The sequence below is a fragment of the Phosphitispora fastidiosa genome (genome assembly GCF_019008365.1).
Taxonomy (GTDB): domain Bacteria; phylum Bacillota; class Thermincolia; order Thermincolales; family UBA2595; genus Phosphitispora; species Phosphitispora fastidiosa.
Map to the genome: position 1 here is coordinate 390,000 of NZ_JAHHUL010000002.1, position 7,947 is coordinate 397,946.

The 7,947-nt window shown below is 49.1% G+C and carries 9 protein-coding genes; all 9 read right to left on the reverse strand.

Features of this window, described 5'->3' with window-relative positions; all coding sequences use genetic code 11:
• Positions 1-7: 7 nt before the first annotated feature.
• Positions 8-1,216 carry a Ger(x)C family spore germination protein gene (locus Ga0451573_RS04190; RefSeq protein ID WP_231682618.1) on the reverse strand — a complete coding sequence of 403 codons (1,209 nt, stop codon included), beginning with the start codon at positions 1,214-1,216 and terminating at the stop codon, positions 8-10.
• Positions 1,213-2,313, reverse strand: a complete 1,101-nt coding sequence (locus Ga0451573_RS04195; protein ID WP_231682619.1) for a GerAB/ArcD/ProY family transporter — start codon at positions 2,311-2,313, stop codon at positions 1,213-1,215. Before Ga0451573_RS04195 ends, Ga0451573_RS04190 begins: the two co-directional genes overlap by 4 nt.
• Complete coding sequence (locus Ga0451573_RS04200) at positions 2,310-3,923, reverse strand: spore germination protein (RefSeq protein WP_231682620.1); 1,614 nt, start codon at positions 3,921-3,923, stop codon at positions 2,310-2,312. The genes Ga0451573_RS04195 and Ga0451573_RS04200 overlap by 4 nt, the downstream gene beginning before the upstream one ends.
• Positions 3,924-3,961: 38 nt before the next feature.
• Positions 3,962-4,987, reverse strand: coding sequence for a GerAB/ArcD/ProY family transporter (locus tag Ga0451573_RS04205; protein ID WP_231682621.1), 1,026 nt, complete (start codon positions 4,985-4,987; stop codon positions 3,962-3,964).
• A gap of 122 nt (positions 4,988-5,109) precedes the next feature.
• Positions 5,110-5,337, reverse strand: a complete 228-nt coding sequence (locus Ga0451573_RS04210) for a ferredoxin family protein (RefSeq protein WP_231682622.1) — start codon at positions 5,335-5,337, stop codon at positions 5,110-5,112.
• Between the two features lie 37 nt (positions 5,338-5,374).
• A complete protein-coding gene (locus Ga0451573_RS04215) occupies positions 5,375-6,691 on the reverse strand; it encodes an FAD-dependent oxidoreductase (protein WP_231682623.1) in 1,317 nt (438 codons plus the stop codon).
• 87 nt (positions 6,692-6,778) lie between these two features.
• Entirely contained in the window at positions 6,779-7,075 is a 297-nt protein-coding gene (gene rpmA, locus Ga0451573_RS04220; protein ID WP_231682624.1) for a 50S ribosomal protein L27, read from the reverse strand.
• Complete coding sequence (locus Ga0451573_RS04225; RefSeq protein ID WP_231682625.1) at positions 7,072-7,410, reverse strand: ribosomal-processing cysteine protease Prp; 339 nt, start codon at positions 7,408-7,410, stop codon at positions 7,072-7,074. The genes rpmA and Ga0451573_RS04225 overlap by 4 nt, the downstream gene beginning before the upstream one ends.
• 11 nt (positions 7,411-7,421) lie before the next feature.
• The gene (rplU, locus tag Ga0451573_RS04230) at positions 7,422-7,733 is read right to left on the reverse strand and encodes a 50S ribosomal protein L21 (RefSeq protein ID WP_231682626.1); all 312 of its coding nucleotides are present in this window, start codon (positions 7,731-7,733) and stop codon (positions 7,422-7,424) included.
• Positions 7,734-7,947: the final 214 nt, after the last annotated feature.

Genomic DNA, 7,947 nt, shown 5'->3' on the forward strand with positions numbered 1-7,947 from the left:
TTTCCTCCTATCGAATCTGAAATGGGTCTGCAATAACAGATGTTCTCCTTATTTTGGCATCCACTTTTACAGTGACAGGCACCTCGGGATATATCTCATACCAGTCCTGCTCCACCTCCTTCCAATAATCAGGATACTTTTGATGCACTTTTTTGCCGAACCCGAAAATATCTGTTTTAAATTTTTTCTGGGCTGTTTCCAGTGACCCTTCAGCAATTGACTTTACCTTTTGGCCGAACTCCCGGTTCAGCTCTTTGATGACCTCCGGGCTGCCTACAGCCGCATCTCCCTGCACCTCCACCACATCGGCCTCGGCTTTAATGTTTATTTCCATCACCAGACGGCCTTCCTGAAATACCGGTTTGAGTTTACTTGAAGCCCGTGATATCAGCAAAGCGATTTGGGATGGGCTGCCGTTTCCGGATTTATGTTCCAGGGTAATAGCTCCTCTCTGGGTTTCCCCAATGATATAAAGAAAACCCGTTACCTCCTCAGGTGACATAAATCCGGCCAGCCGATTATTGTGAAATATTGCCAGACCCTCCAGCATAATTGTCTGCCCGGCCTCTTTCTCCTCACGCTTGCTTCCTGCGGCTTCACCCGATTCAATTACCCTGATGACAGGCAGCACGGCATCCCATCCCGGGGTCACCAGGGCATCACTAAACTTTCTCAGATCAACCGCAAGGGTTTCTGAGACACCGGGAGTTGACTTCACCAGTATTTCCGAAATCTCCTCAGAGAGCATATTTTCAAATTCAGGCAATACTTTCATGGCTTCCCCAGCTTCCCCGCGGCAGACGAACATCCAGGTGCGCAGCCTGATATCCTTGTGCCGCTGCAGGTAATCAAACACATCCTCAACCCCGTCGCGGGCGGAATTCTCACTGATAATTACCAGTTCATTATGATAAATCCTCATGTTTCTGGGGCTCCTGCGGTGTATTTTGCGCATGGCATCATATAAGGTGTCCCCCACCTCACTGACCAGCCAGTCCGCATTAGTTTCCGCAGATGCCTTAGTCTGCTGCCCCCCCAGTTGGGAGGGCCGGGCCACCAGGACGCTTATTTTGTCCTTTTCCTTCCCTTCAAGAACCATGCGGTCAATCCCGATGGCGGTCACGATGGCCAGGTCCTCTACTTCCCTCCTGCTCCAGCAGCCTGGGATGAGCAGCAGATTAAGAATCATCACAAAAGCAATTAACTTTTTTTTCACTGTTTCTGCCCCCCTCTATTCCGGATCAGCGCCACGGCCAGTAAACCCATGGGAATAATTATTTCAAAAAGATAAGCATAGGGCGCAAAGATTGTTGCCAGAAATTCGACCAGTTCCCGGGAATTTTCAAATATGGTCACGGAATATACTAAAATAAATATACCGACAGGGTAAACCAGGGGCCGGTAGTCTTTAATGTGCAGCCACTGGGCAGTCCCCAGTACTGCAGCCAGGTAAAATGCCGCCACCTTGACGGTGACTCCGGCCACCCAGACAATGATAACTATTGCTTCGATTCGCTCCAGAAAATTCCCCAGGCTAACATAGCGGGCCAGTTCCAATATCGGAAATACCATGTTTTGCGTGAGCAAGGGCCCAAATACGGCTATGCTGGTAACCGCAGTCAGGGTCAGAAATAAACCAATCACGCCGACAGCGGTTAGCAGGGTTTGACCCGTTTCCCGGGGTTGGTTCAAAAAAGGCAAAAACATCAGGATCAGCACAATCTCCCCTCTCCAGGCGCCGGGGACCAGTGAACCCTGGATTACCGGCTTAACCCCGTGTTCCATCAGAGGCAGAAAATTATCAAAACTGATATTTTCAGTTAGTAAGAATACCATAAAACCAAAAGCCGCTATAAACATCGGGAACAGGAACTGGTTCATCCTGCAGAGGACTTCCATCCCGTTATACACAGCGTAGGCTGCCAGCAGGACAACAATTAAATTGAAAACCAGCAGCGGGGTTTCCGGCAGGAACGCAGTTACCAGGAAGTCCCCGAATTCCCTGACTATAACTGCATTAACATGGATAAAAAATAATACATAAAGCAATCCAATCAGTTTACCGCCAAATTTGCCCACTAATTCGGGGGCATATTCCACCACAGATTTATCCGGATAATATAAACCCAGCCGCGTACATACCAGAGCCACAATTATCCCAAAAATGGTAGCAAACAAAGCTACGGAAATCCAGCCGTCCTGGAATGCAAACTTGGCGGTGATGGAAGGCACAAACAGGAACCCTGTCACTGTTACAGTAGTAACCAGGAGAAACAGCATCTGGATGCTGGATACTTTCTCGTCTTTTTTCATTTGCCGCTCCCACTCCCGGGACGACGCCCGGGCGGCCTGGGCTTCTGCTTATAGTCCTGCCGGGCCGGTTCCTTCACTCCGGTCATTCTTGGCCGGGTGACCATGCTCCACCAGGGCGCGCGAAAAAACATGTCTTTCAGGTCTCTCCAGGATGTGGGCGCCAACGGTGAAATATAAGGAACCCCAAAGGACCTTAGGGAGCAAAGGTGTATCAACAGGGCCAGCAGCCCTGCCATGACGCCAAACAACCCCAGGGCGGCAGCCAAAGCCATCAGCGGGAACCTGAGAATACGCAGGGAAAAGGCCCCGAAATATGACGGCAGGCTGAAAGACGATATTGCCGTAAGGGCTACTATGATAACCATAGCTGGTGAGACCAGACCTGCCGAAACCGCCGCATCCCCAATCACCAGAGCGCCGACAATACTTACCGCCTGGCCGACAGCCTTGGGCAGGCGCACCCCTGCTTCCCGGAGCACTTCAAAAGTTGTCTCCATAAGCATAGCCTCCACAAAGGCAGGAAAGGGCACCCCTTCCCTGGCGGCGGCAATGGAGATCAGCAGAGGGGTCGGAAGCATCTCCTGGTGATAGGTGGTAATTGCAATATACAGGGGCGGCGCCAACAGCGCGATATTCAGGGTGACAAACCTGATAAACCTGATAAAACTGGCAAAAGGCCACCTCAGATAGTAATCCTCACTGGCCTGGAGGAGCTGTGGAAAAGTGACCGGCACCAGCAGCACAAAAGGGGTGGTATCAACCAGAATAACTACCTGGCCCTCCAACAGCCCCCCGGCAACCTTGTCAGGCCGTTCAGTTGCCTGAACAGTGGGGAAAACAGTCATCGGGGCATCTTCTATGTATTCCTCGATATAGCCGCTTTCCAGGATTCCGTCAATATCAATCCTCTGCAGCCGGTTTCTTACTTCATCAACTATCTTGTTATTAACTATACCCTCAAGATATCCGATACTGACGGCAGTTTTCGTAATCGCCCCGATTTTCATGGTTTCAAACTTCAGGCGTGATGATTTGATGCGCCTCCTTATCAGAGTATAGTTTGTCTGCAGGCTTTCAGTGAAACCCTCCCTGGGGCCGCGGACAACATTTTCCGTTGCTGGCTCGGTAACCGCGCGCTGTACCCAGTCCTGAGTGGATAGGGCAAAAGCCTTGCTGACTCCGTCAACAAACAAAATGGTTTCACCGCTTAATACTGAGTGTACTGCATCCATCAGGTTATCCTGAACCTTAACCTCGGTAAAGGCAATTATCCTGCTGCTCAAATAGCCGGCAGGATCATTGACAGGAGCTGAGGAATTCAGACTGGAGACGTCATACATCAGCGTTTTGACAAGGTCTTCGGTTAGCATTTCCTTGTTGACGAGCCCGTCAATATACACCATGGCAATTTTGACTCCACCACCGATGGCTGCCTCAAATTCCCGGAAGATGATATCTGTACACCTGTCAAATACGGCTTTAAGGTGTGTCATGTTTTTGTTCAGGTTTGCCGAGACCGGCTCTTTGGACTCACCGCTGCCAATTGCCTGGGACTCATTACGCGGTTTTACAAATGCCTTTTTGATAATTCTTTTCCATTTCTTGAACATTTGAACCACCCTAAGTTAATTATTGTCTTTAACTGTTATCAGTCTGCCATCCTGTCCGCACTTCTACTCCGAAACAGCCACAAAACCGTGATATATGCGGGTATTCCCAGCTGGATTATTGCTGCAGAGGGCGCATAGACCTCCGGTCTGAAAAAATACCTGAGTTGTTGGTAATTATCGAACAGGAGCACAGACAGGTTTACTGCAATTATCATCAGGGGCAGCAGTACAGCCCTGTGGTCACCCAGCCTAAACAGGTGGCCGGCGCTTATGGAACCTGCATAAAGGAATAAAACGATTTTAAGAAAATTGGAGGCCACCCAGATTATCAGGAAAAATCCCTCAACACGTTCAATAAATTCCACCAGCGAAATCTCCTCAAGAAGGGTTAGATAGGGATAGATTCTCAATACTGCTATCCTGTTTCCAATTCCCAGGACAATACTAAAAACAGTGAATACCAGCAGCAGTCCGCTTGCCAGCACACTCAGAGGCAAAAAGTTATAGTTCTTCACACTGCTGTTGAGATGTGGTATCAGCAAAAACCATATGGCCACATCAGCAAAAAAAGCCCAGTGGGTTATTCCGCCGCGGACAATCGGAGACACTCCTTTTTCGATGAGGGGAAACATATTTTCCGCCCCGCCAAGACTAAGGGATGACAGGTTCAGTAATACAATCCCTCCTATAATAAGGGGGAATACAAACTGGGCCACCCTGGCGGTAACCTCAATCCCCATGTATGCCAGCCAGTACGCCAAAACAGCCATGACAACAATAAAAACTATCAACGGGGTCTCCTGATAAAAGGAAGTGACCATCAGTTCGGCAAAGTCCCTCAGGGTTATACTGGCCATATGCACCGAAAAAACCGTGAAAATAAAGGCCACAACCTTTGCTGAAACACCTGCACCCAAATCCTCCATAAAGCCAAGAACCGTCCGCCCCCGGAACAGACCGGCCAGTTTTGCCAGTAGAAATGCATTAATAGCGCCCATTGCCGTAGCCAGAACAGCAGCTATCCAGACATCCTGATACCTGTCGCCGACAGTAATAATCGGCACACTTCATATAATTGGGGGGATTAACACCAGCACCATCAGGATAAATGCCTGCTGGCTGCTTATTTTTTCTTCCACTGCCTTCACCTCCTAGTCTCGTCTGCCGGTATGAATCCTTTACCGGTCTACCCGTACCGGTGTAAAACGCCCTCACCTGCCGGCGGGTAATCAAATATGATATTATCGCAGACCAGGCGGCAGGCGCCGCACTCGAGGCAGGGTCCTTCCTCATGAAAGGTCACTCCGCTGCCGGATGAAGTAAACAACCCTACAGGGCAGACATATACACAATCTGTGCCGGTACAGAGGTCGTTACATCTTTTTTCGTTAATTATGCTGATGCCTTTTTTCAAAAGTTCCCCTCCCGCATTAGTTCACCATATATCTGCACTACCTCATAACTCGCACTGCCTTAATGGCATCTGCCAAAAGTTTTCCAAGGGGCTGTTCGTTTAAAACGGCACGCCTGATAAGCCTGCGTTTCACTCTTCTTGACACCGGATATACCATAGACAGGTGTGTGGATACTGAGTTAAGCAAACCTATATAATCAGCAAAAAGGGTCGGATTCTTTTGGAACAAGCCGGAAACCTCACGGTTTGCCCTCATATCTTTAAAGATAAAACTCTTTTCCAGTTTTTTCTGGTAACCATACAATGCTTTTCGTGAACAGTCCCCTCTCTTGACTGCTTCCTGGGCAGCATCAGCCGCAAATTTACCTGAATACATGGCCAGGTTTATCCCATGGGTTCCATTAACTAAGCCTCCGGAGTCACCTGCTATCACCATCCCGTCAAAGACCAATGGCGGCACCGCATTAAAACCGCCCTCAGGTATCATGTGGGCCAGATACTCTACCGTAGTTCCGCCCTTCAAGAGGGGCGCTACAACGGGATGACCCTTCAAGGCCGCCATAAGCTCACTTATTTTTACTTTTTTACGGGTTAGAGTTTTTACACCCACCCCTACATTAATACCCACATGTTCTTTGAAAGTATAGATAGAACCGGTACCCGGGAGCCCTGCCGTAGCTTCGCCAAGAAGGCCGATAACAGCCCCCCGGTTCCCGGTGAGATTAAACCTTTCGTTTATTACTTCCTCCGGAAGAGCTATAATTTCTTTGACATATAATGACATGGCTGAGGCTTTGGTTTTTTTGATGAGACCTGCCCGCTCCGCCAGCATTGGGTTGGCTCCCTGAGCCAGAATTACCATATCTGCCCTGATATCACCCTGTCTGGCGCCGCTGGCCCTGACCCCGGAAACGCGGTCACTTTCTAATATGAGGTCCTCGGCCTTACAGGAGGTCAGAAGTTCGGCGCCGGCTGATACGGCTTTTCCGGCATACCACCTGTCAAATACGGCCCGCATTATCGATAACCTGTTATATGGCTTACTGTCCATCTCCAGGCTGGTAAAGCCCAGTTTAACTGCAGACCTTTCTGCCATCAGCCAGTACTGCTGATCTACCAGAACACGCTCAACAGGCGCTTCTTCCCAGAAATCAGGCAGGAGTTCCCGGGTAGGCAGTGAATAAACAGCGCCCCCGCTGACACTCTTGGAACCCGGATATGGACCGCGCTCCAACAGCAGCACCTGAATACCCGCCTTGGCCAGGAAACAGGCTGCTGTAAGCCCAGCCACCCCGGCCCCGACAATAATGACCTGATAATGCTTTTCCCCTGGTTTACTGAAAATTTTAGTCATACCGTTATTATTTCACTGAATATGTCCCTTATCCCAAAAAACAAGAAAAAAAAAGACGCCTCATATGAGACGCCCTAAGCAGCATTATTATGATACAACAGCTTCTGCCCTGCTGTATACACTGACCTGTTTCTTGTCTTTGCCTTTTCTTTCAAACTTGACCACACCGTCAATTAATGCAAACAGTGTATCATCTTTTCCTATGCCTACATTATTGCCCGGATGAATCTTGGTGCCGCGCTGGCGGATAATAATGTTCCCGGCGGTAACAACAGTTCCTTCGCCGCGTTTCACCCCAAGGTACTGGGGGTTGGAATCACGACCGTTACGGGAACTGCCCACCCCTTTTTTATGGGCAAATAACTGAAGATCAATTTTAATCACGAGGTCCACCTCCTCCTAAATACTCTTACATATCCTTTATAGTTTCCCTGCAGATTCTTTAGTCCCAAAACCATTGTCTCCAAAATAGCCTGGGCCTGCAGCTGTTCTTTTTTACTCAGCTCATCAGGCAGCCTGCAGCTTAATGTGCCTGAAGCATCAATGTCATAGGCAAGGCCTTTCCTGATAAAACGCACCAGTCCCAACAGCGTGGTCTGAGACAGCATAGAAACGGCAGCACACACGATATCCTCACCCGGGGGCCGGTATCCGGCATGCCCCTTGACAGTATAACCATTTATTGTTCCATTTGAACGGTCAACCGAAACAATTATCATAGCCCTCAACCCTAGGCCTCAATTTTTTCTACAGTTACCTTTGTATATGGCTGACGATGACCGGTTTTCCGACGGTAGTTCTTCTTGGCCTTATACTTAAAGACAATAATTTTCTTGGCCTTACCATGGCTCAGAACCTTTAATACAGCTTTTGCCCCGTCAACAAAAGGAGCGCCTACCTTCAGGTCTTCTCCTTCACCTACGGCCAGCACATCGGTGATTTCAACGGTTTCGCCTTCTCCGGCTGCCAATTTCTCAACAAAAATGACATCACCTTCCTTCACACGATACTGCTTGCCTCCTGTAGCAATAACGGCGTACATACATACACCTCCCTCGTTTAGACTCGCCAGGCCGGGCACGGTTCTACGTTTATGGACAGCCCAAAGCTGTCCGCCCTTGCTGTGCGGTTTCAGCAGACTCCTTAAAGCCCCAGACTCTGCCTACGTTAATATATTTTATAGTACCACACGGTCTTTGTCAAGTAACCGTTTTAGCTGGTTCCAAAGGTTGGGTGACCACTCAAATATCACCCTG